The 20,754-nt window shown below is 70.2% G+C and carries 22 protein-coding genes; 14 read left to right on the top strand and 8 right to left on the bottom strand.

Annotation, left to right across the window (positions count from 1 at the left end):
• The first annotated feature begins 126 nt into the window (after positions 1 to 126).
• From IE066_RS07105 to folE2, 5 genes are all read left to right on the top strand, one after another.
• Entirely contained in the window at positions 127 to 1,464 is a 1,338-nt protein-coding gene (locus IE066_RS07105) for a TRZ/ATZ family hydrolase (RefSeq protein WP_189448163.1), read from the top strand.
• Positions 1,461 to 2,174: a bifunctional 2-polyprenyl-6-hydroxyphenol methylase/3-demethylubiquinol 3-O-methyltransferase UbiG gene (ubiG, locus tag IE066_RS07100; RefSeq protein ID WP_189448161.1), complete on the top strand. Its 714-nt coding sequence runs from the start codon at positions 1,461 to 1,463 to the stop codon at positions 2,172 to 2,174. Before IE066_RS07105 ends, ubiG begins: the two co-directional genes overlap by 4 nt.
• Complete coding sequence (gene gph / locus IE066_RS07095) at positions 2,171 to 2,845, top strand: phosphoglycolate phosphatase (protein ID WP_189448159.1); 675 nt, start codon at positions 2,171 to 2,173, stop codon at positions 2,843 to 2,845. The genes ubiG and gph overlap by 4 nt, the downstream gene beginning before the upstream one ends.
• Positions 2,842 to 3,546 (top strand): phytoene/squalene synthase family protein, encoded by a 705-nt coding sequence (locus IE066_RS07090; RefSeq protein WP_189448157.1) that lies wholly within the window; start codon positions 2,842 to 2,844, stop codon positions 3,544 to 3,546. Before gph ends, IE066_RS07090 begins: the two co-directional genes overlap by 4 nt.
• Positions 3,547 to 3,634: 88 nt before the next feature.
• Positions 3,635 to 4,555, top strand: coding sequence for a GTP cyclohydrolase FolE2 (gene folE2, locus IE066_RS07085; RefSeq protein ID WP_189448154.1), 921 nt, complete (start codon positions 3,635 to 3,637; stop codon positions 4,553 to 4,555).
• A 7-nt stretch (positions 4,556 to 4,562) separates the two neighbouring features.
• Here the strand turns inward: folE2 and IE066_RS07080 are convergent, their stop codons facing one another.
• A complete protein-coding gene (locus IE066_RS07080; RefSeq protein ID WP_189448152.1) occupies positions 4,563 to 5,426 on the bottom strand; it encodes a M23 family metallopeptidase in 864 nt (287 codons plus the stop codon).
• Between the two features lie 38 nt (positions 5,427 to 5,464).
• Positions 5,465 to 5,683, bottom strand: coding sequence for a membrane protein insertion efficiency factor YidD (gene yidD, locus IE066_RS07075; RefSeq protein ID WP_189448150.1), 219 nt, complete (start codon positions 5,681 to 5,683; stop codon positions 5,465 to 5,467).
• 206 nt (positions 5,684 to 5,889) lie between these two features.
• On the opposite strand from yidD, the gene dksA reads away from it, so the two are divergent.
• Positions 5,890 to 7,038 (top strand): RNA polymerase-binding protein DksA, encoded by a 1,149-nt coding sequence (dksA, locus tag IE066_RS07070; RefSeq protein WP_189448148.1) that lies wholly within the window; start codon positions 5,890 to 5,892, stop codon positions 7,036 to 7,038.
• Between the two features lie 62 nt (positions 7,039 to 7,100).
• On the opposite strand, the gene IE066_RS07065 is transcribed toward dksA, so the two are convergent.
• Genes IE066_RS07065 through cysS form a run of 4 tightly spaced genes read right to left on the bottom strand, consistent with a single transcriptional unit; the run spans position 7,101 to position 10,628 of the window.
• A complete protein-coding gene (locus IE066_RS07065; protein WP_189448147.1) occupies positions 7,101 to 7,517 on the bottom strand; it encodes a hypothetical protein in 417 nt (138 codons plus the stop codon).
• 40 nt (positions 7,518 to 7,557) lie between these two features.
• Positions 7,558 to 8,787, bottom strand: coding sequence for an MFS transporter (locus tag IE066_RS07060; protein WP_268244861.1), 1,230 nt, complete (start codon positions 8,785 to 8,787; stop codon positions 7,558 to 7,560).
• Complete coding sequence (locus tag IE066_RS07055; protein WP_189448143.1) at positions 8,784 to 9,236, bottom strand: SufE family protein; 453 nt, start codon at positions 9,234 to 9,236, stop codon at positions 8,784 to 8,786. Before IE066_RS07055 ends, IE066_RS07060 begins: the two co-directional genes overlap by 4 nt.
• Before the next feature lie 9 nt (positions 9,237 to 9,245).
• Positions 9,246 to 10,628 carry a cysteine--tRNA ligase gene (cysS, locus tag IE066_RS07050; protein ID WP_189448141.1) on the bottom strand — a complete coding sequence of 461 codons (1,383 nt, stop codon included), beginning with the start codon at positions 10,626 to 10,628 and terminating at the stop codon, positions 9,246 to 9,248.
• A gap of 192 nt (positions 10,629 to 10,820) precedes the next feature.
• Between cysS and IE066_RS07045 the strand changes: the two genes are divergently transcribed.
• The 8 genes from IE066_RS07045 to argH all read left to right on the top strand — a co-directional run bounded on the left by IE066_RS07045 (position 10,821) and on the right by argH (position 18,944).
• Positions 10,821 to 11,171 carry a hypothetical protein gene (locus tag IE066_RS07045; protein ID WP_189448875.1) on the top strand — a complete coding sequence of 117 codons (351 nt, stop codon included), beginning with the start codon at positions 10,821 to 10,823 and terminating at the stop codon, positions 11,169 to 11,171.
• A gap of 236 nt (positions 11,172 to 11,407) precedes the next feature.
• Complete coding sequence (locus IE066_RS07040; RefSeq protein WP_189448139.1) at positions 11,408 to 12,415, top strand: N-acetylornithine carbamoyltransferase; 1,008 nt, start codon at positions 11,408 to 11,410, stop codon at positions 12,413 to 12,415.
• A 28-nt stretch (positions 12,416 to 12,443) separates the two neighbouring features.
• Positions 12,444 to 13,676 (top strand): argininosuccinate synthase, encoded by a 1,233-nt coding sequence (locus tag IE066_RS07035; protein ID WP_189448137.1) that lies wholly within the window; start codon positions 12,444 to 12,446, stop codon positions 13,674 to 13,676.
• Entirely contained in the window at positions 13,669 to 14,763 is a 1,095-nt protein-coding gene (locus tag IE066_RS07030) for an acetylornithine deacetylase (protein ID WP_189448135.1), read from the top strand. Before IE066_RS07035 ends, IE066_RS07030 begins: the two co-directional genes overlap by 8 nt.
• Complete coding sequence (locus IE066_RS07025; RefSeq protein ID WP_189448133.1) at positions 14,760 to 16,088, top strand: acetylglutamate kinase; 1,329 nt, start codon at positions 14,760 to 14,762, stop codon at positions 16,086 to 16,088. Before IE066_RS07030 ends, IE066_RS07025 begins: the two co-directional genes overlap by 4 nt.
• Complete coding sequence (locus IE066_RS07020) at positions 16,085 to 16,684, top strand: GNAT family N-acetyltransferase (protein ID WP_229790697.1); 600 nt, start codon at positions 16,085 to 16,087, stop codon at positions 16,682 to 16,684. Before IE066_RS07025 ends, IE066_RS07020 begins: the two co-directional genes overlap by 4 nt.
• Complete coding sequence (gene argC, locus IE066_RS07015) at positions 16,681 to 17,649, top strand: N-acetyl-gamma-glutamyl-phosphate reductase (protein ID WP_189448129.1); 969 nt, start codon at positions 16,681 to 16,683, stop codon at positions 17,647 to 17,649. The genes IE066_RS07020 and argC overlap by 4 nt, the downstream gene beginning before the upstream one ends.
• Positions 17,646 to 18,944, top strand: coding sequence for an argininosuccinate lyase (argH, locus tag IE066_RS07010; RefSeq protein ID WP_189448127.1), 1,299 nt, complete (start codon positions 17,646 to 17,648; stop codon positions 18,942 to 18,944). The genes argC and argH overlap by 4 nt, the downstream gene beginning before the upstream one ends.
• Here argH and pgaD read toward each other — a convergent pair.
• Positions 18,941 to 19,429: a poly-beta-1,6-N-acetyl-D-glucosamine biosynthesis protein PgaD gene (gene pgaD / locus IE066_RS07005; protein WP_189448125.1), complete on the bottom strand. Its 489-nt coding sequence runs from the start codon at positions 19,427 to 19,429 to the stop codon at positions 18,941 to 18,943. The two genes, argH and pgaD, sit on opposite strands and share 4 nt — an antisense overlap.
• 7 nt (positions 19,430 to 19,436) lie before the next feature.
• Positions 19,437 to 20,678, bottom strand: a complete 1,242-nt coding sequence (gene pgaC / locus IE066_RS07000; protein WP_189448123.1) for a poly-beta-1,6-N-acetyl-D-glucosamine synthase — start codon at positions 20,676 to 20,678, stop codon at positions 19,437 to 19,439.
• Positions 20,679 to 20,754: the final 76 nt, after the last annotated feature.

The following is a 20,754-nucleotide window of genomic DNA, read 5'->3' as shown; positions in this document are numbered from 1 at the left end:
GCCGGGCGACCGGCCGGTGCGCAGTCGAAGCCCGCGGCCCTCCGCGGGCTTCGCCGTATCGGGGGCCGGTGTCGCGCCGGCAACGCGGCGGGGTCTACCCTGCCGCATCGAACGACGAGGTGGTGGATGGACGGGATCGAACGCTGCGACGTGCTGATCGAGGCCGGCTGGGTGGTACCGGTCGTGCCGCATGGCGTCGTACTGGAGGACCATTCGGTTGCGCTGCGCGGCGATGCGATCGTCGCGATCGGCCCGCGCGACGCGATGCGTGCGCGCTTCCAGGCGGGCGATACCGTGTCGCGCCCGTGCTCGGTGCTGATCCCGGGGCTCGTCAATTCGCATACGCACAACCCGATGACGCTGCTGCGCGGCATCGCCGACGACCTGCCGCTGATGGAGTGGCTGCAGGGCCACATCTGGCCGGTCGAGGGCGCGGTGATCGGGCCCGAGTTCGTGCGTGACGGCGTGACGCTCGCCATCGCCGAGATGCTGCGCGGCGGCACCACCTGCGCCAACGAGAACTACTTCTTCCCCGACGTGCAGGCGGAGACTTACAGGCGCTTCGGCTTCCGCGCGCTGGTCGGCCTGCCGGTGATCGATTTCCCCACTGCGTGGGCGAAGACCTCGGACGAATACTTCGCCAAGGCCGCCGACGTGCACGACGCCTGGAAGGCGGATGCGCTGGTCGGTGCGACTATCGCACCGCATGCGCCGTACACCGTGAGCGACGCGAACTTCGAGCGCGTGCGCGACTTCGCCCGCGAGCGCGACGTCCGCGTGCACCTTCACACCCACGAGACCGCGCAGGAAGTGCGCGACTCGATCGCGCAGCACGGCGTGCGCCCGCTCGCACGGCTCGATCGCCTCGGGTTGGTCGACGACCGCCTGATCGCCGTGCACATGACGCAGCTCACCGACGAGGAGATCGCGCTCTGCGCCGAGCGCGGCGTCTGCGTCGCGCACTGCCCTGAGTCGAACCTCAAGCTCGCCTCAGGCTTCTGCCCCGTTTGCCGGCTCCAGCGTGCGGGCGTCACCTTCGGCATCGGTACCGACGGCTGCGCGAGCAACAACGACCTCGACATGGTCGGCGAGACGCGCACCGCCGCGCTGCTGGCCAAGGCCGTTGCCGACGATGCCTCGGCCCTCGACGCCGCCAGCGCGTTGCGCGCGGCGACGCTCGGCGGTGCCGTCACGTTGGGCCTCGGCGACCGCATCGGCTCGATCGAGCCGGGCAAGCAGGCCGATCTCGCGCTGATCGATCTCGACGACATCGAGAGCCAGCCGCTGTACCACGTGATCTCGCAGCTGGTGTACGCCTCCGGCCGCCACCAGGTCTCCGACGTGTGGATCGCCGGGCGCCGCAAGCTGCGCGCCCGCGAGCTCGTCGACATGGACCTTCCCGCCATCCGCGCGAACGCCCGCCAGTGGCGCGACCGCATCCGCCAGATCCGGACCGCCCGATGACCACGCAGACCGCCGGCAATTTCCGCCAGTCCGAACTCGACCGTTTCGGCGCGCTCGCCGCGCGCTGGTGGGATCCGGACGGCCCGCAGAAGCCGCTGCACGCGCTCAATCCGGTACGCCTGCAGTACGTCGCCGATCGCGTGCCGCTCGCGCAGTCGAACGTGCTCGACGTCGGCTGCGGCGCGGGCCTGCTGAGCGAGGCGATGGCGCTGGCCGGCGCGCAGGTCACCGCGCTCGATCTCGCGCCCGAACTGGTCAAGGTCGCGCGCCTGCATGCGATGGAGAGCGGCGCGACCGTGGACTACCGCGTGCAGCCGGTGGAAGAAGTCGCCGCGGCAGCGCCCGGCGAATTCGACGCCGTGACCTGCATGGAGATGATCGAGCACGTACCCGATCCGCTCGCGGTGATCCGCGCCTGCGCGCAGGCACTGAAGCCGGGCGGGCGCCTGTTCGTCTCGACGATCAACCGCACGCCCGCCGCGTTCGCGCTGGCGATCGTGGGCGCCGAGTACGTCGCGCGTCTGCTGCCCAAGGGCACGCACCAGTACCGCGACTTCGTGCGCCCGTCCGAGCTCGCTGGATGGCTGCGCGCGGCCGGGCTGGAGCTGGAGGACGTCAGCGGCCTGATGTACATGCCGCTGCTGAATTCCGCGCGCCTGGGCCGCCGCACCGACGTCAACTACATCGTCAGCGCGCGCAAGCCCGCATGAGCGACGCGCGCTTTCCGAAGGCGGTGCTGTTCGACCTCGACGGCACGCTGCTCGACAGCGCGCCGGACATGCTCGCCGCGGTGAACGCGATGCGTGCCTCGCGCGGCGAGCCCGGGATGTTGCTCGATGCGTTGCGCCCGCACGTGTCCAAGGGTGGGCGCGCGATGATCGCGGCGGCATTTCCGCAGGTCGACGCCGCCATGCGCGAAACGTGGATCCCGGAGTTCCTCGATCACTACCGCCGCGAGCTCGGCCGCCACGGTGCGCCGTTCGAAGGCGTTGAGGCGCTGCTGGCGGCGATCGAAGCGGCGGGCAGCCGCTGGGGCATCGTCACCAACAAGCCGGAAGCGCTCGCTGTCGCGCTGATGCCGCTGCTCGGCTGGGAATCGCGCTGTGCCGTGCTGATCGGCGGCGACTCGCTGCCCGCGCGCAAGCCCGACCCGCTGCCGCTGCGTGTCGCGGCCGACCGTATGGGCCTCGCGTCGCAGGACTGCGTCTATGTCGGCGACGACGAGCGCGACATTGCCGCCGCGCGCGCGGCCGGCATGCGCTCGGTGGTCGCGCTCTGGGGCTATCGCCTCGACGGGGACGATCCGGTGGCGTGGCAGGGCGACGTCATGCTCGACACGCCCCGGGCCATGCTCGATCCGTCGAACTGGATGCCGCGATGAACACGCCCGACGATGCGTCGTCCGCGGGCGATCCCGCCGCGTTCGTCGCCAAATGGCGCGGTGCCTGGCCCGAATGGTCGCTGGTCGAAGGCTTCCTGCCGGCCGCGCAGCGCCCGCTCATCGAGGCGTGGCAGGCACTGCAGTTCGAATGGCAGGAAGCCGCCTGGCGCGGCGAGGAAGCGCGACCGGGCGAAGCCAAGCTGCGCTGGTGGGTCGAGGAACTCGACGGTTGGTCCAGGGGCCTGCGACGCCATCCGCTGGGCGCGCTGCTGCAGAAGCAGCCGGCGCCGTGGCGCGAGGTCGCGCTTGCGCTGCCGTCGCTGGCGGCCACGCGCGAGCGGCCGCTCGACGCTGACGCGGCATGGGCCTCGCTCGAGCCGATCGCGCGCGCGGTCGCGGCGGTGGACGAGGCGCTGCTGCAGCGTCGTGCCGACGCGCACGTGGTGGCCGCGACCTGGCTGCATGCGCGGCTGGCGCGCCACCCCGAAAGCGCGGTGCCGCAGTCGCTCGGCACCGGCGATGCGGGCATCCGCGCCTGGTCGCATGCCCTGCGCGCGGGCTGGCCGCGGGCGAGCGGACTCGCGCCTTCCCGTGGCATCGAGGCCGCGCTCGCCGCAAGTCGCCTGAAGCGCGGCGATGCGTCCGCAGCGCTGCCGCCTCTCGCCGCGCTGTGGGCCGGCTGGCGCGGCGCACGGGGCTGACACGCGCCACGGATCGTTCCGTCTGCATCGGCCGGGCGCCTTCGGGGCGGCCGGTACAATGCGCATTCCTTTCCTTACGGTGCCCGTGATGAAGCCGATCCGTGTCATGCCCGACGTCGCGCTCGATCGCGCCTCCTCGGCGCGCGCGCTCGACCGGGTCGGCATGGCGGGCATCGCGCTGCCGGTGCGCACGCGGTCGGCGACCGGCGAAACCCTGCAGGTTCCGGCGCGCGTCGACGTCTACGTCGACCTCCGTGATCCGGACGTGCGCGGCATCCATATGTCGCGCCTGTACCTGCGGCTGCAGCATGCGTTCGCCGCCGAGGAGATGACGCCGGACGGCCTCGGCCGCGTGCTCGCCGCGCTGGTCGAGACGCAGGGCGCGCTGTCGCGCGGCGCATGGCTGACGATCCGCTTCGACCATCTCGTGCTGCGTCCCGCGCTTGCGAGCGCGAATGCCGGCTGGAAGGCGTATCCGGTGGAAGTGCTCGCCTCGATCGTCGACGGCCGCGTGGCCATCGACCTCGACGTGTCGGTGGATTACTCCTCGACCTGTCCCGCGTCCGCCGCGCTTTCGCGGCAGATGAGCGCCGAAGCGTTCGCGCGGCAGTTCGGCGCGGAAGGCACGGTCGACGCCGCCGCCGTGCACGACTGGCTGCGCTCCGAGCCCGGCCTTGTCGCCACGCCGCATGCGCAGCGAAGCCGCGCGCACGTGCGCGTGCGCCTCGTCGAGGGGCTGGCGTCGCTGCCGATCGTCGAGCTGATCGACCGTATCGAGGATGCGCTCGGTACGCCGGTGCAGACCGCGGTCAAGCGCGAGGACGAGCAGGCCTTCGCCGCACTGAATGCACGGAACCTGATGTTCTGCGAGGACGCCGCGCGACGCGTCGCGCATGGCCTCGCGAGCGACGCGAACGTCGTGCGTTTCGAGCTCGATGTCGCGCATTTCGAGAGCCTGCACGCGCATGACGCCTGCGCGGCGGTCAGCGGCGAGGGCGGCGCGGCCTGAGCCGTGCTCAGCGCGAATCGAGCATCAGCAGCGGATCTATCCGCACGTCGAACCAGTTCATGCCCCAGTGCAGGTGCGGGCCGGTCGCCCGCCCCGTGGCGCCGACCGCTGCGATCACCTGACCCTGTTCCACGCGCTGGCCGACGCTGACGTCGATGCGCGAGAGATGCAGGAAATTCGAGCTGACGCCGTGGCCGTGGTCGAGCACCAGCGTGCCGCCGGTCAGGTAGAGGTCGCGATCCGCGAACGTCACCACGCCGGCCGCGGGCGCGCGCACCGGCGTGCCGCGTGGCGCGGCGATGTCCATGCCCGAATGCGCGGCGCCGGGGCTGCCGTTGTAGACGCGCTGGTTGCCGAACCGTCCGCTGATGCGGCCCCGCACCGGCCACTGGAAGCGCTGCGTCCAGTCCAGGCGTGCATCGTCGCGGGTGCGTACCGCGGACACGCGCGCCTGCTCGCGACGGATGCGTTCGGCAATGGCCGGCGGCGGATTCACCGTCGCCGGCGGCACGCCGCGTACCTGCTCGATCGGCCAGTCGCGCGGGAGCACGCGGATCGAGGCCGCCGCCCGCCCGCCACCGGTGCCCGATGCTTCGATGTCGATCGTCTCCGACGCATCGCGCGCGATGCCGAATACGAAGCGACCGTCGTCGGCGACACGCAGCGCGCGCCCGGCATGGCGAACCGTCGCACCCGGTCGCGTGCGACCGGCCACGAGCGCGCCCTGGGAGGCCCTGGTGGGTAGTTCGAGCATCAGCGGGGCGGGCGTTGCCGTCGTCGCCCGCAGCGGCGTGGCCAGCGACGGTGTGCTGCAGCCCGGCAGGGCGGCGAGCATCGCCGCGGCCAGCATCGGAAAAAGTCGTACGCGCATCACGACATCATCGTCGCTCGCGATGCGGCCGTGCGTGATCAGCGCGGCGGTACCGGATCGTGGCCACCGGGATGGAACGGATGGCAGCGCAGCAGGCGGCGCGCGGCCAGCCAGGAACCGCGAAGCGCACCGAAGCGTGCGACCGCCCCCATCGCATACACCGAGCAGGTGGGATGGAAACGGCAGCGCGGCCCGAGAAGCGGGCTGATCCAGCGTTTGTAGCCGCGCAGGAGCGCGATGAGCAGTCGTGCGATCACGGAATCTTGATGCTCCGGCTCACCATGATGGCGGCCTCGCGCCGCGGTTGCCCGCTATATCGGGGCGGCCGCGAATTATTGCAATCAGCGTCGAAGCACGCCTGAAGGCCTCGCCGAAACACGCGATCCGCGCGGTTGCCGCCGCTGTCGTGGGCAGGGTATAACAGCGCGCTTTCCCGACCTCAAGGGAAGAAGGACAGGCGCTCGTGGCGACAAAGAAAACCGCGAAGAAGGCCGCCTCGCCGGCCAAGAAGTCCGCAGTCAAGCCGGCCGCCAAGAAGGCCGCCCCGAAGACCGTGGCTAAGAAGGCCGTCGCCAAGAAGGCGCCCGCCAAGAAGGCTGCGCCGACGAAGAAGGTCGTCGCCAAGAAGGCCGCGCCGGCCAGGAAGGCGGCACCGGTCAAGAAGACGGTCGCCAAAAAGGCGCCTGCCAAGAAGGCTGCGCCGGCGAAGAAGGTCGCGCCTGCCAAGGTGCCCGCGAAGAAGGCCGCGGCGAAGTCGCCGGCCGCGTCCCGCGCCATCGAGGCGGCGGCCGCGCACAAGCCGACGGTCGCGACGAAGTCCGCCTCCAAGGCAGCGAGCAAGCCCGCAAGCAAGCCCGCGCCCCGCGTCGCCAACGCGACGCCGGCGAGCGAGGGCACGAATGAACGTCCGATGCGGACCGGCGCTGCCGGCCCCGCGGCGGACGCGTTGAAGACCGGGGCGTCGACGACCGCGAAAACCGCGGCGCGTTCGTCCCTGCAGGTGGAGTCGATGAGCAAGAGCATCAACAAGAAGAGCGCCGCGGCCCCCGCCGCAGCGGGCAGCGGCGCCAGCGCCGCGTCGTCCGCCGAGCGCCCGGCAGCAGGTAAGGTCGCCGTCGCCGTGACGGCCAACCGCGGGAACGGCGCGAACGCGCAGCGCCCGCGCCACATGCCGGAGTACGCGGTCGACGATGCGACCGGCCGACCGGTCGTGCCGGACGGCTACAAGCCCTCGCCCGACGAGGAGTACATGAACCCGCTGCACCTCGAGTATTTCCGTCGGCGCCTGATGCAGTGGCGCGCGGATCTGGTCGAGGAGTCGAAGCAGACGATCGAGAACCTCCGCGAGGAAGTGCGCGACGTCGGCGACGAGGCCGAGCGCGCCACGCGCGAAACGGAGAACTCGCTCGAACTTCGCACGCGCGATCGCTACCGCAAGCTGATCAGCAAGATCGACAGCACGCTCAAACGCATCGATTCGGGCGACTACGGCTTCTGCGTCGACACCGGCGAGGAAATCGGCCTGGATCGCCTCGAGGCGCGCCTCACCGCCGAGCGCACGATCGACGCGCAGGAGCGCTGGGAGCACCTGCAGAAGCAGATGGGCGACTGATCTCGCATCGGCGCCAAAGAAAAAGCCCCGCCTCGGCGGGGCTTTTTCGTTCCGGGCTGACGTCAGCGCAGCCAGCCGTCGCGCACGCCGCGCCGCGCGAGTGACGCGAGCGCAATGGCGACCAGCAGCACCACGGCCTGCAACGCCAGCACGGCCGCGCCCGGCCAGGTCCCGAAGGCCTGCGCCATGCCGACGTCCTGCACGACGACGCCGGCCAGCGACAGCGCCAGCAACGGATACGCCCAGCGGCGAGAGAGCAGCAGGCCCAGGGAGCCCAGCGCGCCGCCGATAACGGCGGCCGCGGTGCCGATCACCGACCACGCAGGTCGCGCCTCATACATCGCGCGCTGTACCACGTCCATCCTCGCCACGTCGTCGGGCGTCAGCATCATGTCGGCGGCGAAGGCCGCGCAGCCCAGCAGGTTCCACAGCAGCGCCACGGCCGCGAGCGGTCGCAGCCATTTCGGCGTATCGGTCATATCGTTTCCCCTGACTTGCGGCATTGGCCGAACTGGGAGGCTAACGCAGGTCGCGCAGGTCCAGCTTCCTCAGGCGCGGCGCCTTGCGGGCGGTCGTCGCGACGACGGCGAGGGTGAGGCAGCCGCCGACGACCACGGCCGGTACGAGCCCGAGGAGGCGCGCCATCGAACCCGCCCAGAATGCGCCGAGCTCGTTCGAAGAGCCCACGAAGATACCGTTGATGGAGGACACGCGGCCGCGCATGTCGTCCGGCGTGGAGAGCTGCATGATCGTGGAGCGCAGCACGACGGATATCCCGTCGCACATGCCGGACACCATGAGGATCGCTGCCGACAGCCAGAACGACTTCGACAGGCCGAAGCCGATCATGCAGAGGCCGAAACCGGCCACGGCACCGAGCAGGACGCGGCCGGCATGGCGTTCCAGAGGGCGACGCGCCAGCCAGATGCCCATCAGCACCGCACCCAGCGCCGGCGCGCCGCGCAGGATGCCGAGTGCTTCGGGACCGCGATCGAGCACGTCGTGGATGAAGGCGGGTGCCAGCGAGATCGCGCCGCCCAGCAGCACGGCGAACATGTCGAGCGCGAGCGCGCCCAGCAGAATCTGGTGCCCGAACACGAAGCGGATGCCCTCGCCGATGCTGCTGAGGATCGGCCCACGCTGCATCTGCGGCGCCGGCTCGGTCACCTTCAGCGAAACCACAGCGAGCCCCGCGCCGATGCCGAACACGGCCGCTGCCGCGTAGGCGAACGCGGTGCTGCCCGCCGCGATCAGTGCGCCGCCTATCGCCGGGCCGACGACGAGGCCCGACTGGAACACGATGCTGCCGAAGCTCGCGCCGCGCGTGTACTGCTCGCGCACCAGCACGCGACCGAACAGCGCGTTGTAGACGGGGCCGAGGAAGGAGCGCACCAGCCCGGTCAGCGCGACCGCGCCGTACATCAGCGGCAGCGGCGAGCGCGTGGGATGTAGAGACACGGCAAGCAGGATCAGCGCGGTGACCGCGAGCCCGCCGCAGGCGACCATGCCCAGCTTTCGGCGCGGCAGGTGATCGACCAGATAGCCGGCGAACGGCGCCGCGCAGAAGTAGGGGATGACTTCGGCCAAGCCGATCAGGCCCAGCTTCAGCGGATCGCGGGTGAGCTGGTAGACCTGCCAGCCCACCGCGACCGCGACGATCTGGTACGACAGGATCGTCAGGATGCGGTAACCCATCAGCGCGACGAACGCGCGCACGCGCAGCGGATTGGCCGCGGCGCCGTCGCTCACGCGACGGCCTGTGCGGTCTCGCGGATGCGGGCCAGCAGCGCGCTCAGGCCGTTGCTGCGGGTGGGCGACAGGTGCCGCGCAAGGCCGATGTCGGCGACGAACGTGGGCTCGGTGGCGAGGATCTCCGCCGCGCTGCGCCCGGCGTACACACGCAGGGCGAGGAAGACGAGGCCGGAGACGATGGCCGAATCGCTGGCGGCGATGAAATCCAGCCGCGATGCATCGCCCGCGCTGACGATCCAGACTTTCGACTGGCAGCCGAGCAGGCGGTTTTCCTCCGTGCGCAGCGACTCATCCATCGGCGGCAACTTGCGGCCGAGGTCGATGAGGTACTGGTAGCGCTCGGACCAGTCGCCGAAGAAGGCGAACTCGTCGCGGATGGCGGACTGGGCCTCGGCGGCGGTCGGCTCGAGCGGAACGAACGGGTTGAAGTCAGGCGAATCGGCCACGGATCGTCCTCAGGCGCGGCGCCAACGTACGCCGGCGGGCGTGTCCTCAAGGAGAACGCCCTCGGCCGCCAGCTGCTCGCGGATCGCATCGGCGCGCGCGAAATCCCGGGCCTTCTTGGCGGCATTGCGTTCCTCGACCAGCGCCGAGATGCGCGCGTCGTCGTCGGCGTCCGCACCGCGCGCGAACCAGTCGGGGGGTGACTGCTGCAGCAGGCCGAGCGCGAGGCCCGCGCCCAGCAACTGCGACTTCAGCTCCGCGAGGCGCGCCGGGTCGGCATCGCCCGCCGCCAGCAGGGCACGCGCGTCGCGCGCGTACTCGTTGACCAGCGCGAGCACCTGCGGCGTGTTGAGATCCTCGTCCAGCGCCTGTTCCACGGCGTCCGGGATAACGGCCGACGCCTCGACGGCGGCGAGATCGCGCAACGTACCGTACAGGCGGTCCAGCGTGCGCACGCACTGCTCGATCACGCCGTCCGACCACTCCAGCGGTTGCCGGTAGTGCGCCGACAGCAGCGCGTAGCGCAGCGCTTCCGGCGGATGCTTCGCGACGAGGTCGTGGATCTTCTCGATGTTGCCGATCGACTTGCTCATCTTCGCGCCGCCGAAGTTGAGCATGCCGTTGTGCAGCCAGTAGCGCGCGAACATGCGTCCGCCGTGCGCGCACTCGCTCTGTGCGATCTCGTTCTCATGGTGAGGGAACTGCAGGTCGACGCCGCCGGCGTGGATGTCGACGGTCTCGCCGAAATGCGCCTCGGCCATCGCCGAGCATTCGATGTGCCAGCCCGGACGGCCTCGGCCCCAGGGCGAATCCCAGCCGGGCAGGTCGTCGGTGGACGGCTTCCACAGCACGAAGTCGCCCGGGTCGCGCTTGTAGGGCGCCACGTCCACCCGCGCGCCGGCGATCATCTCGTCGCGGTCGCGGCGCGAGAGCTTGCCGTAGCCCTCGAACGAGGCCACGGAGAACAGCACGTGGTTCTCCGCGGCATAGGCATGGCCCGCGTCGATCAGCCGCTCGATCATCGCGACGATCTGAGGGATGTGCCCGGTCACGGTGGGCTCAGCATCCGGCGCCACCGCGCCGAGGGCAGCCATGTCCTCGCGGAACGCGGCGGCGAAGCGGTCGGTGATGGCCGAGATCGGCACGCCCTGCTCGCGCGCGGCGTTGTTGATCTTGTCGTCGACGTCGGTGAGGTTGCGAACGTAGTGCACGGCGCCGTAGCGGCGGCGCAACAGCTGGGCCAGCACGCCGAACACGACGTAGGGCCGCGCATTTCCGATGTGCACGTAGTTGTAGACCGTCGGCCCGCAGACGTACATCGTCGGGCGCGCGGGATCGAGCGGCTCGAAGGCTTCCAGCCGGCGGGTCAGGCTGTTGTAGAGATGCAGGCTCATGGGCGCTCGTGCGGGGCGCGTGGCGGCGAGCCCGCCATTGTAGCGGCCGCCGGGCGTTGGCCCGCCCGACCGGTGGAGGACAGGGGGCATTCATCGCAACGGCCGCTGCGACGAATACACTCTGCGTCCAGTCCCCGCGGAGAGCCCGCCTTGCGACGTCGAACGCTGCACCTGCTCGCGCTGCTGTTGTCGATGATCGCGGGGGTTGCGGCGGCGGAGACCGTGGTCCAGCGCGAGAACGTGCGCTACGAGTACGCCCGGGTGCTGCGCGTCACCCCCGTCTACCAGACGCTGACGGCGACCAGCATGGAGCAGCAGTGCGACGACGGCTCTAAGATCTCGCGGGTGGTCGGCGCGGTGCGCAACGCGATCAAGCGCGAGCGTGGGGTCAATTGCCGCGTAGTGCCCGTGGAGCACCAGTTCCGCCGGCCCATCGCCTACGACGTCGACTACACCTACCGCGGCGCTAAGTACCGCTCGCGGCTGGCCGACGATCCGGGCCACCTGCTGCGTATCCGCATTTCCGTGATGCCCGCCCCCTGACCTTGCATCGCCTGCCCGGAGGCCGCAGAATCGCCGCCCTCATGTCCGCCCACTACGCCGACGCCGACATCCTGACCTCCGCCTACATGGCGGCGGGCATGACCTCGCGCGCGCGCCGACGCACCCGCCAACCGGCTGGGTAACGCGTCCTTTCCGCTTTTCGGCGGCAGACTACGAACCCAGCCTCGCGCTGGGTTCTTGTGTTTCGGGGCCCGGCGATCCTTCCCGGAGACTCCATGAAGCATTTCCTCAATACCCAGGACTGGTCCCGCGCCGAACTCGACGCGGTGCTCGCCGACGCCGCGGCCTTTAAGGAGTCAAAGCTCGGCGACCAGCTCAAGGGCAGGTCCATCGCGCTGGTGTTCTTCAACCCGTCGATGCGCACGCGTACCAGCTTCGAGCTGGGGGCGTTCCAGCTGGGCGGCCACGCCGTGGTGCTGCAGCCGGGCAAGGACGCGTGGCCGATCGAGTTCGACCTCGGGACCGTGATGGACGGCGACACGGAGGAGCACATCGCGGAAGTCGCCCGCGTACTGGCGCGCTACGTCGACCTGATCGGCGTGCGCGCGTTCCCGAAGTTCGTCGACTGGTCGCTGGATCGCCAGGACCGCGTGCTCAAGGCCTTCGCGCAGTACTCGACGGTGCCGGTGATCAACATGGAGACGATCACGCATCCCTGCCAGGAGCTCGCCCACGCGCTGGCGCTGCAGGAGCACTTCGGCACCACGGACCTGCGCGGCAGGAAGTACGTGCTGACGTGGACGTACCACCCGAAGCCGCTCAACACGGCCGTCGCGAATTCGGCGCTCACCATCGCGACGCGGATGGGCATGGACGTAACGCTGCTGTGCCCGACGCCGGACTATGTGCTCGACGAGCGCTACATGGGCTGGGCCGCGCAGAACGTCGCCGAGAGCGGCGGCTCGCTGACCGTCAGCCACGACATCGACAGCGCCTACGCGGGCGCCGACGTCGTCTACGCCAAGAGCTGGGGCGCAATCCCGTTCTTCGGCCGCTGGCAGGACGAAAAGCCGATTCGCGACGCACACAAGCACTTCATCGTCGACGAGCGGAAGATGGCGCTGACCAACAACGGCGTCTTCAGCCACTGCCTGCCGCTGCGCCGCAACGTCAAGGCCACCGACGCGGTGATGGACTCGCCCGCCTGCATCGCGATCGACGAGGCGGAGAACCGCCTGCACGTGCAGAAGGCCGTGATGGCCGCCCTGATCGGCCAGCGCTGATCGCCCGACTTCCTCCCCGAGCAGACCCATGACCACCGAAACGACCGCACCGTCGGCCTCGCGCGACATCGTCCTCGCCTTCTCCGGCGGCCTCGACACCAGCTTCTGCGTTCCGTACCTCAAGGAGCGCGGCTGGAACGTGCACACCGTGTTCGCCGATACCGGCGGCGTCGATGCCGAGGAGCGCGCCTTCATCGAGGCGCGCGCGAAGGAACTGGGTGTGGCGAGCCACGTCACGGTCGATGGCGGTCCGGCGATCTGGAACGGCTTCGTGAAGCCGTTCGTGCAGGCGGGCGAGGGCTACCAGGGGCAGTACCCGCTGCTGGTCTCCGACCGCTATCTGATCGTCGACGCCGCGCTGCAGCGCTGCAAGGAACTCGGCACCGACGCGATCGCGCACGGCTGCACCGGCATGGGCAACGACCAGGTGCGCTTCGACCTGGCGGTGAAGGCGCAGGGCACGTACCGCATCGTGGCGCCGATCCGAGAGATCCAGAAGGAGCACACGCAGACGCGTGCCTACGAGCAGAAGTTCCTCGAGGAGCGCGGCTTCGGCGTGCGGGCCAAGCAGCAGAGCTACACGATCAACGAGAACCTGCTCGGCGTGACGCTGTCGGGCGGCGAGATCGACAAGTGGGAGGCGCCGGGCGAGGGCGCGCGCGGCTGGTGTGCACCGCGGGAGGCGTGGCCCTCGCTGCCGCTGCGCGTTGCGATCGGCTTCCGAAACGGCGAGGCGGTGACGCTCGACGGCGCGCCGATGGCTGGCCACAAGCTGCTGGCGACGCTCAACACGCTGTTTGCCGCGTACGGCGTCGGCCGCGGCATGTACACGGGCGACACCACGATCGGCCTCAAGGGGCGCATCGTGTACGAAGCGCCGGGCATCACCGCGCTTCTCGCCGCGCACCGTGCGCTGGAGGAGGCGGTGCTGACCAAGCAACAGAACCGCTTCAAGCCCGACGTCGCGCGCAAATGGGTTGAGCTCGTGTACGAGGGCTTCTTCCACGATCCGCTCAAGGCCGACCTCGAAGCCTTTCTCGCCAGTTCGCAGCGCACCGTCAACGGCGAAGTCGTGCTTGAGACGCGCGGTGCGCGCGTGGATGCCGTCGCGGTGAGGTCGCCGCACATCCTCAACGCCAAGGGCGCGACCTACGCGCAGTCGGCCGACTGGGGCGTCGAGGAGGCCGAGGGCTTCATCAAGCTATTCGGCATGAGCAGCACGCTCTGGGCCGAGGTGAACGGGACGCCCTCCGATGCGTGAGGCGGTGCTCCGTCATCTCGAAGCGCTGGTCGGGTTCGACACCCGCAACCCGCCGCGCGCGATCGGCACCGACGGCATCTTCGACTACCTGCGCGCGCACCTGCCGGGCTTCGACATCCGCGTGACCGACCACGGCGCCGGCGCGGTGTCGATGCTCGCTGTGCGTGGTCGGCCGACGCGGCTGTTCAACGTGCATCTGGACACGGTGCCCTCGTCGGCCGCGTGGTCGGCCGATCCGCTGCGCCTGCGCATCGAGGGCGCGCGCGCGATCGGGCTCGGTGCCTGCGACATCAAGGGCGCGGCGGCGGGCCTGCTGGCCGCGGCCGCCACCACCACCGGTGACGCCGCGTTCCTGTTCTCGACGGACGAGGAAGCCAACGATCCGCGCTGCATCGCCGCGTTCCTCGCCAGCGACCACGGCTTCAGCGACGCGCTGATCGCCGAGCCGACGAACTGCGAGGCGGTGCTCGCGCATCGCGGGCTCAGCTCGGCCCGCATCGCCTTCCGTGGCGAAGCGGGCCATGCCTCGTCGCCGAACGCGATGCAGCTCAGTGCCGTGCATCGCGCGATGCGCTGGGGCGTGCGTGCGCTCGACCACGCGCAGTCGCTCGCGCACGAGCGCTTCGGCGGGCTGACCGGGCTTCGCTTCAACATCGGCACGATGACGGGCGGCATCAAGGGCAACGTGATCGCCCCCAGCGGCGAGTTGCGCTTCAACTTCCGCCCGCTGCCGTCGATGGACATCGACGCGATGCACGCCACGCTGCGTGGCTTCGCGGGCGACGGCGAGCTCGACGCCTACGAGGAAACCTTCCGCGGCCCTCCGCTGCCTGCAGGCGTGCTGCACGAGGCCGAACGCCAGCGCCTGGCCGCGCGCGACCTCGCCGACGAACTGGGTTTGCCGATCGGCAGTGCGGTCGACTTCTGGACGGAAGCCTCTCTGTTCTCGCAGGCCGGCCTCACCGCGTTCGTGTTCGGCCCCGGCGACATCGCCCAGGCGCATACCGCGGACGAGTGGGTCGCCCTCGACCAGCTCGATACCTACGCCGCGCACGCGGCCCGCATCATCGGAAACACGCCGGCATGACGCCGATCGAAGACATCCAGACCCGCCAGACCATCGTGCGCCTGCTTTCGAGCATGGGCAGCGCCAAGGAGATCGACCAGTACCTGCGCCGCTTCGCGCAGCTCGACGCCGAGCGCTTCGCGGTGGTGAAGGTCGGTGGCGCCGTGCTGCGCGACGACCTCGACGCGCTCGCGTCCTCGCTTGCGTTCCTGCAGGACGTCGGGCTGACGCCGATCGTCGTGCACGGCGCGGGGCCGCAGCTCGACGAGGAGATGGCGGCCGCGGGGATCGTCAAGCAGACCGTCGACGGCCTGCGCGTGACCACGCCGGAAGGCCTCGCCATCGTGCGCCGCGTCATGCAGGCGCAGAACCTGCGTCTTGCAGAAGCGCTGCAGGAAGCGGGTGCGCGCTCGACGTCGATCGTGTCCGGGGTGTTCGAGTCGGAGGTCATCGATCGCGAGCGCCTCGGCCTCGTCGGTCGCGTGCAGCGCGTCGAGCTGGCGCCGATCAAGGCGGCGCTGCGCGTCGGGTCGATCCCGGTGATCGCCAGCCTCGGCGAAACCGTCGACGGCCAGATCGTCAACGTCAACGCGGACTACGCCGCCAACGAGCTCGTGCGCGAGCTCCAGCCCTACAAGATCGTGTTCCTGACCGGCACCGGCGGCCTGCTCGACGGCGACGGCAATGTCATCGACTCGATCAACCTGTCGACCGAGTACGAGCACCTGCTCGCGCAGCCGTGGCTCACGGGTGGCATGCGGCTCAAGATCGAGCAGATCCGCGAACTGCTGGAAGTGCTGCCGCCGGCATCGTCGGTATCGATCACGCGGCCCGCCGAGTTGGCGAAAGAGCTCTTCACGCATCGCGGCTCGGGCACGCTGGTGCGCCGCGGCGAGCGCGTGCTGCGCGCGACATCCTGGGACGAGCTCGATACCGACCGGCTGCGCGGTCTCGTCGAATCGGCCTTCGGGCGTCGCCTGCTGCCGGATTACTTCGGAAAGAAGACATTGCACCGCGCCTACGTCAGCGAGAACTACCGCGCCGCGGTGATCCTCACCTTCGAGAACGGGCTGCCGTACCTCGACAAGTTCGCCGTGCTCGACGAAGCGCAGGGCGAGGGCCTCGGTCGCGCCGTCTGGCAGGTGATGCGCGAGGAGACGCCGACGCTGTACTGGCGCTCGCGGCGCGAGAATCCGGTCAACGGCTTCTACATGGCCGAGTCGGACGGCTGCGTACGACGCGGCCCATGGCAGGTGTTCTGGTACGGGATCGAGGATCTCGCCACCGTCGCGCAGTGCATCGAGTACTGCGGCTCGCATCCGCCGTCGCTGGAGAATCCGCGGTGACTGACGTCGATGGCTGGCGCATCCCACTGCTGTCGGGACGCCACGTGACGTTGCTGCCCCTGCAGGCGCAGCACGCCGCGGCGCTCGCCTGCGCCGCGGCCGACGGCGAGCTGTGGACGCTCGCGTACACCAGCGTTCCCGCGCCGGGCGAGGAGGCGGACTACATTCGCGGTGCGCTGGCCTCGCGCGACCGCGGCGAATCGATGCCGTTCGTGGTCCTCGACGCCCAGGGCGAGGTGATCGGCTCGACGCGCTTCTACGCCATCGATCGCGGCGTGCCGACGCTGAGCCTCGGCTATACCTGGTACGCCGCGCGTGCGCAGCGCACCGCGGTGAACACCGAGGCCAAGCGGCTGCTGCTCGGCCATGCCTTCGACGTGCTGGGCTGCGAATCCGTGGCGCTGGAAACCAGTCACCTCAATACACGCTCGCAAGCGGCGATCGAGCGGCTCGGAGCGAAGCGCGACGGCGTCCTGCGCGCGCACATGCGCCACCGCGACGGAAGCCTGCGCGACAGCTACCGTTATTCCATCCTGCGCGCGGAATGGCCCGCCGTCGCCGCGCGCCTCGACGGCCTGCTGGAGGCCCGTCCATGAACACCATTCCCGTTGCACTGGTCGGCGCACGTGGCTACGTCGGCATCGAGCTGATGCGGCTGCTGGTCGCGCACCCGCGGTTCCGACTCGTCTACGCGGCCTCGCGCGAGCAGGCCGGGCAGGTAGTCGCCGATCGCATCGCCGGCGCGCCGTCCGACCTGCGCTACAGCGCGCCGTCGCCCGAAAGCCTGCCGGCACTGGCCGACGGGGCCTACGTGCTCGCGCTGCCGAACGGCAAGGCGGCGCCGTATGTCGAGGCCATCGAGCGCATCGCGCCGAACGCCGTGATCATCGACCTGTCGGCCGATTACCGCTTCGATGCGGGCTGGCACTACGGCCTTCCGGAGCTGGTGTGGGACCAGCCCGGCCGCCGCATCGCCAACCCGGGCTGCTACGCGACCGCGATGCAGCTGGCCATCGCGCCGCTGCTGCATCGCGTGCGCGGGCCGGTGCAGTGCTTCGGCGTGTCGGGCTATTCGGGCGCCGGCACGACGCCGTCACCGCGCAACGACCCCGCGCTGCTGCACGACAACCTCATGCCTTACGCGCTCACCGGCCACGTGCACGAGCGCGAGGTCAGCCGGCATCTGGGTCATGCGGTGGAGTTCATGCCGCACGTGGCGGCGCATTTCCGCGGCTTGACGGTCACCTGCAACATGCACCTCGATCGCGCCGTGAACGTCGCGGAGGTGCGCGATGCCTACCGCCTGCACTACACCGGCTCGCCGCTGGTGCAGGTGCAGGAGGACGCACCGTGGGTCAGCGAGATCGCGGGTCGTCCGGGCGCTGTGGTCGGGGGCTTCACGCCGAGCGAGGACGGGCGACGGCTGGTGGTGGTCGCGGTGCTCGACAACCTGCTCAAGGGTGCGGCAACGCAGGCCGTGCAGAACCTCAACCTCGCGTTCGAGCTGGACGCACTGGCCGGCATCGACCCGGCCGCCCGCACGCTGGAGACCTCGGCATGAGCCTGTTGTGGCAGAAGAGCGGCGTCGAAGTGGACGCGTGCATCCAGTCCTTCCTCGCGGGCGACGACGTGCAGCTCGACCGTGAGTTCTTCCTGCACGACATCGAGGCCTCGCACGCACATGCGCAGGGGCTGGCGTCGATCGGCATCCTGTCGCAGGACGAGTACACGGCGCTCGCGGCTGGCCTCGACGCGCTCGCCGCCGACTGGCGCGCGGGTGCGTTCGTGCTCGACGAGCGTTTCGAGGACGGCCACTCGGCGATCGAGGCGGTGCTGACGGAGCGCCTCGGCGACGCGGGCCGTCGCATCCACACGGGCCGCAGCCGCAACGACCAGGTGCTGGTCGCCACGCGGCTGTGGCTGCGGGAGCGGCTCGACGAACTCGCGTCCACCTGCGGCGAAGTGGCCACGATTGCGCTGGACCGCGCGGAAGCCGAGGCCAAGCTGCCGATGCCGGGCTACACGCACCTGCAGCGTGCGGTGGTCTCGTCGGCCGGACACTGGTGGGCGGCGTGGGCCGAAGCCTTCATCGACAACGCCTCGCGCGCACGCGCGACGCGCGACTGGATCGATGCCAATCCGCTGGGCACGGCGGCCGGCTATGGCGTCAACCTGCCGCTGGAGCGCGACGCCGCCACGCAGGCATTGGGTTTCGCGCGCCTGCAGGTCAATCCGGGCTATGCGCAGCTCTCGCGCGGCAAGTTCGAGATGGCGGCATTGGAAGCGCTATCGTCGGCCACGCTGGACCTGCGTCGCTTCGCCTGGGACGTCAGCCTGTTCACCACGGCGGAGTTCGGCTTCGTGCAGTTGCCGGCGCGCTACACGACCGGCAGTTCGATCATGCCGAACAAGCGCAACCCCGACGTGGTCGAGCTGCTGCGCGCGAGCCATGCCGTCGTGGCCGCGGCGCGTGCCGAGATCGAGCAGGTCGTCGCCCTGCCGTCGGGCTACCACCGCGACCTGCAGTTCACCAAGGGGCCGCTGGTGCGCGGCCTCGGCCACGGCCTGCGCGCGCTCGCGCTGCTGCCCGACCTGATGCGCAGCCTGCAGTGGCGCCGCGAAGCGATGGCGGCCGCGCTGGATCCATCGATGTATGCCACCGACCTCGCGATCGAGCTCGCGCGCGACGGCATCCCGTTCCGCGAGGCCTACCGGCAGGCGGCCGATCCGGCGCGTTGGGCCGAGCGCGATCCGATGGACAGTATCGATGCGCGCGTGTCGCCGGGCGCACCGGGTGCGCTTCGACTCGAGACGCTGCGCCAACGGCTCGCGGCGTTCGACGAAGGCAAGGCCTAGGGTTCGACCGGCTCGGCCGCCCGCGTCGCCGGCTCGCTGCACGCCGGGGCGAGCAGGGCGACGGGATGCGCCGCGTCGTCCATGTCGAGGGTCGCGACCTTCTCGCGTGCCATCCGCTCGGCGATGTCGAACGGCACGCCGAGCGTATGGGCCAGTTCGTCGCGCGGCACGTCGGGCGTACGCAGGCGGCGCTCGTGGCCGCTGAAGCACAGCCGGTTGTGTTCCGCCCAAGCGATGAGGATGCAGGCGCTGACGATCGCGATCGGCGGCAGCGCGGCCACCGCGAACGGGTCGAGGTCCTCGCTGCGTTCGTACAGCTCGCCGTACATCATTCCGACGCCAAGCGTCCATGCGACCAGCGTGCTGCCCGGCAGCCACAGGTAGACGTAGAACAGCCAGAACGCCGCGGCGACGGCGCGCCAGGCGGTGCGCTGCAGCGGCGGTTGCGCGCGCCTGATGCGGACGAGGCGGGGATCGTGCTTCATGGCGGCCTCAATGGAATCCGCGATCGGGGCTGGTCCAGACCGCGCGCGCCCGCGGGCGACCGCGCAACAGCGTGCGCGGCACGGCGACCAGCGTCGTCGACAGGCACAGCAGCCAGTAGGCCAGCGGGTACCAGATGACCCACAGGTAGGTGCGCCCGACGCCCGCTTCGTAGCGCCGGTCGATGAGGATGCTGGTCGCGAACTGCAGCAGGCACACGAGCGCGAGGATCATCCCGTGCCAGGACGGCACCAGCGATTCGACACGGAAGCCACCGTGCAGATCGATCGCTGCGCCGACCGCCCACAGCACGAACATCGTCGCCATCGCATAGGCCCAGGCGACGCTGACCAGGTACTCGCCCACCACCGGCCACATGCGTCGGCGCCGCCAGGAGAACAGACTGGTGAAATGTCGGCGCGTGACCTCGACGCCGCCCTGCGCCCAACGCAGCCGCTGCTTCCACAGGCCTCGTAGCGTCTCGGGCATCAGGATGAAGCAGAGTGCGTTGGGCTCGTAGCGGATGTCCCAGTGGTCCAGCTGCAGTCGCCAGCTGATGTCGATGTCTTCGGTGATCATCGTCTCGGACCAGTAGCCGATCCGGTGCAGCGCGCTGCGACGGAAACCCGCGATCACGCCGGAGATGGTGAACAGCCGGCCATAGGTGCGCTGCGCACGCTTGATCATGCCGATGATGGCGGAGAACTCGCCCACCTGCAGTCGCCCGAGCAGCGTCGAGCGGTTGCGGATGCGCGGGTTGCCGGTGACTGCGCCCACGCGCGGGCCATCGGTCAGGTGCCAGACCATCCAGTGCGTGGCGTACTCGTCCAGCAGTGCATCGCCGTCGACGCAGACGAGGTATTCGCTGCGCGCCGCCAGCGCGCCCATGCGCAGCGCGTTGGCCTTGCCGAGGTTCCGACCCAGGTGCAGCACGCGTAGCCGCGAATGCATGGCGGCGAGTGCATCGAGCTGGACCGCGGTGTCGTCGCTGCTGCCGTCGTCGATGGCGATGATTTCGAACGCGGGATAGCGCTGCGCGAGTGCGGCACGGATGGTCTCGCGGACGGTGGCGCCTTCGTTGTGGCAGGGGATCAGGATGGACGCCAGCGGATACGCCGATAGCGTCGGCGGACGGTCGCGCGGCGGCGCGCGCCACTCGCGGCGGAAGAAGTAGTAGACCGCGCCGGTCACCCATAGGAACGACATCACGATCGGATAGAAGAAGGTGAAGTCGAGCAGCGCGCGATTCATGGCTGCCCCCTCGCGGCGCCTGACGGCGACGTCTGCCGCTTCCGGCCCAGCCCCGCGCCGTAGGGAACTGCGGGCG

Origin of the sequence: Cognatilysobacter xinjiangensis, from assembly GCF_014651995.1 — a bacterium.
GTDB lineage: Bacteria > Pseudomonadota > Gammaproteobacteria > Xanthomonadales > Xanthomonadaceae > Cognatilysobacter > Cognatilysobacter xinjiangensis.
The sequence above is the reverse complement of the archived record's forward strand: the minus strand, read 5'-3'. Positions and strand labels throughout refer to the sequence as shown.

What these genes read in the sequence shown, in the direction of transcription:
- IE066_RS07035 (WP_189448137.1), top strand. Translation starts at nt 12,444, where the DNA reads ATGACCACCGAAACGACCGCACCGTCGGCCTCGCGCGACATCGTCCTC.
- IE066_RS07040 (WP_189448139.1), top strand. Translation starts at nt 11,408, where the DNA reads ATGAAGCATTTCCTCAATACCCAGGACTGGTCCCGCGCCGAACTCGAC.
- pgaC (WP_189448123.1), bottom strand. Translation starts at nt 20,678, where the DNA reads ATGAATCGCGCGCTGCTCGACTTCACCTTCTTCTATCCGATCGTGATG.
- pgaD (WP_189448125.1), bottom strand. Translation starts at nt 19,429, where the DNA reads ATGAAGCACGATCCCCGCCTCGTCCGCATCAGGCGCGCGCAACCGCCG.
- cysS (WP_189448141.1), bottom strand. Translation starts at nt 10,628, where the DNA reads ATGAGCCTGCATCTCTACAACAGCCTGACCCGCCGGCTGGAAGCCTTC.
- argH (WP_189448127.1), top strand. Translation starts at nt 17,646, where the DNA reads ATGAGCCTGTTGTGGCAGAAGAGCGGCGTCGAAGTGGACGCGTGCATC.
- gph (WP_189448159.1), top strand. Translation starts at nt 2,171, where the DNA reads ATGAGCGACGCGCGCTTTCCGAAGGCGGTGCTGTTCGACCTCGACGGC.
- IE066_RS07045 (WP_189448875.1), top strand. Translation starts at nt 10,821, where the DNA reads ATGATCGCGGGGGTTGCGGCGGCGGAGACCGTGGTCCAGCGCGAGAAC.
- argC (WP_189448129.1), top strand. Translation starts at nt 16,681, where the DNA reads ATGAACACCATTCCCGTTGCACTGGTCGGCGCACGTGGCTACGTCGGC.
- IE066_RS07065 (WP_189448147.1), bottom strand. Translation starts at nt 7,517, where the DNA reads ATGACCGATACGCCGAAATGGCTGCGACCGCTCGCGGCCGTGGCGCTG.
- IE066_RS07105 (WP_189448163.1), top strand. Translation starts at nt 127, where the DNA reads ATGGACGGGATCGAACGCTGCGACGTGCTGATCGAGGCCGGCTGGGTG.
- IE066_RS07080 (WP_189448152.1), bottom strand. Translation starts at nt 5,426, where the DNA reads ATGCGCGTACGACTTTTTCCGATGCTGGCCGCGGCGATGCTCGCCGCC.
- IE066_RS07090 (WP_189448157.1), top strand. Translation starts at nt 2,842, where the DNA reads ATGAACACGCCCGACGATGCGTCGTCCGCGGGCGATCCCGCCGCGTTC.
- ubiG (WP_189448161.1), top strand. Translation starts at nt 1,461, where the DNA reads ATGACCACGCAGACCGCCGGCAATTTCCGCCAGTCCGAACTCGACCGT.
- IE066_RS07030 (WP_189448135.1), top strand. Translation starts at nt 13,669, where the DNA reads ATGCGTGAGGCGGTGCTCCGTCATCTCGAAGCGCTGGTCGGGTTCGAC.
- folE2 (WP_189448154.1), top strand. Translation starts at nt 3,635, where the DNA reads ATGAAGCCGATCCGTGTCATGCCCGACGTCGCGCTCGATCGCGCCTCC.
- IE066_RS07025 (WP_189448133.1), top strand. Translation starts at nt 14,760, where the DNA reads ATGACGCCGATCGAAGACATCCAGACCCGCCAGACCATCGTGCGCCTG.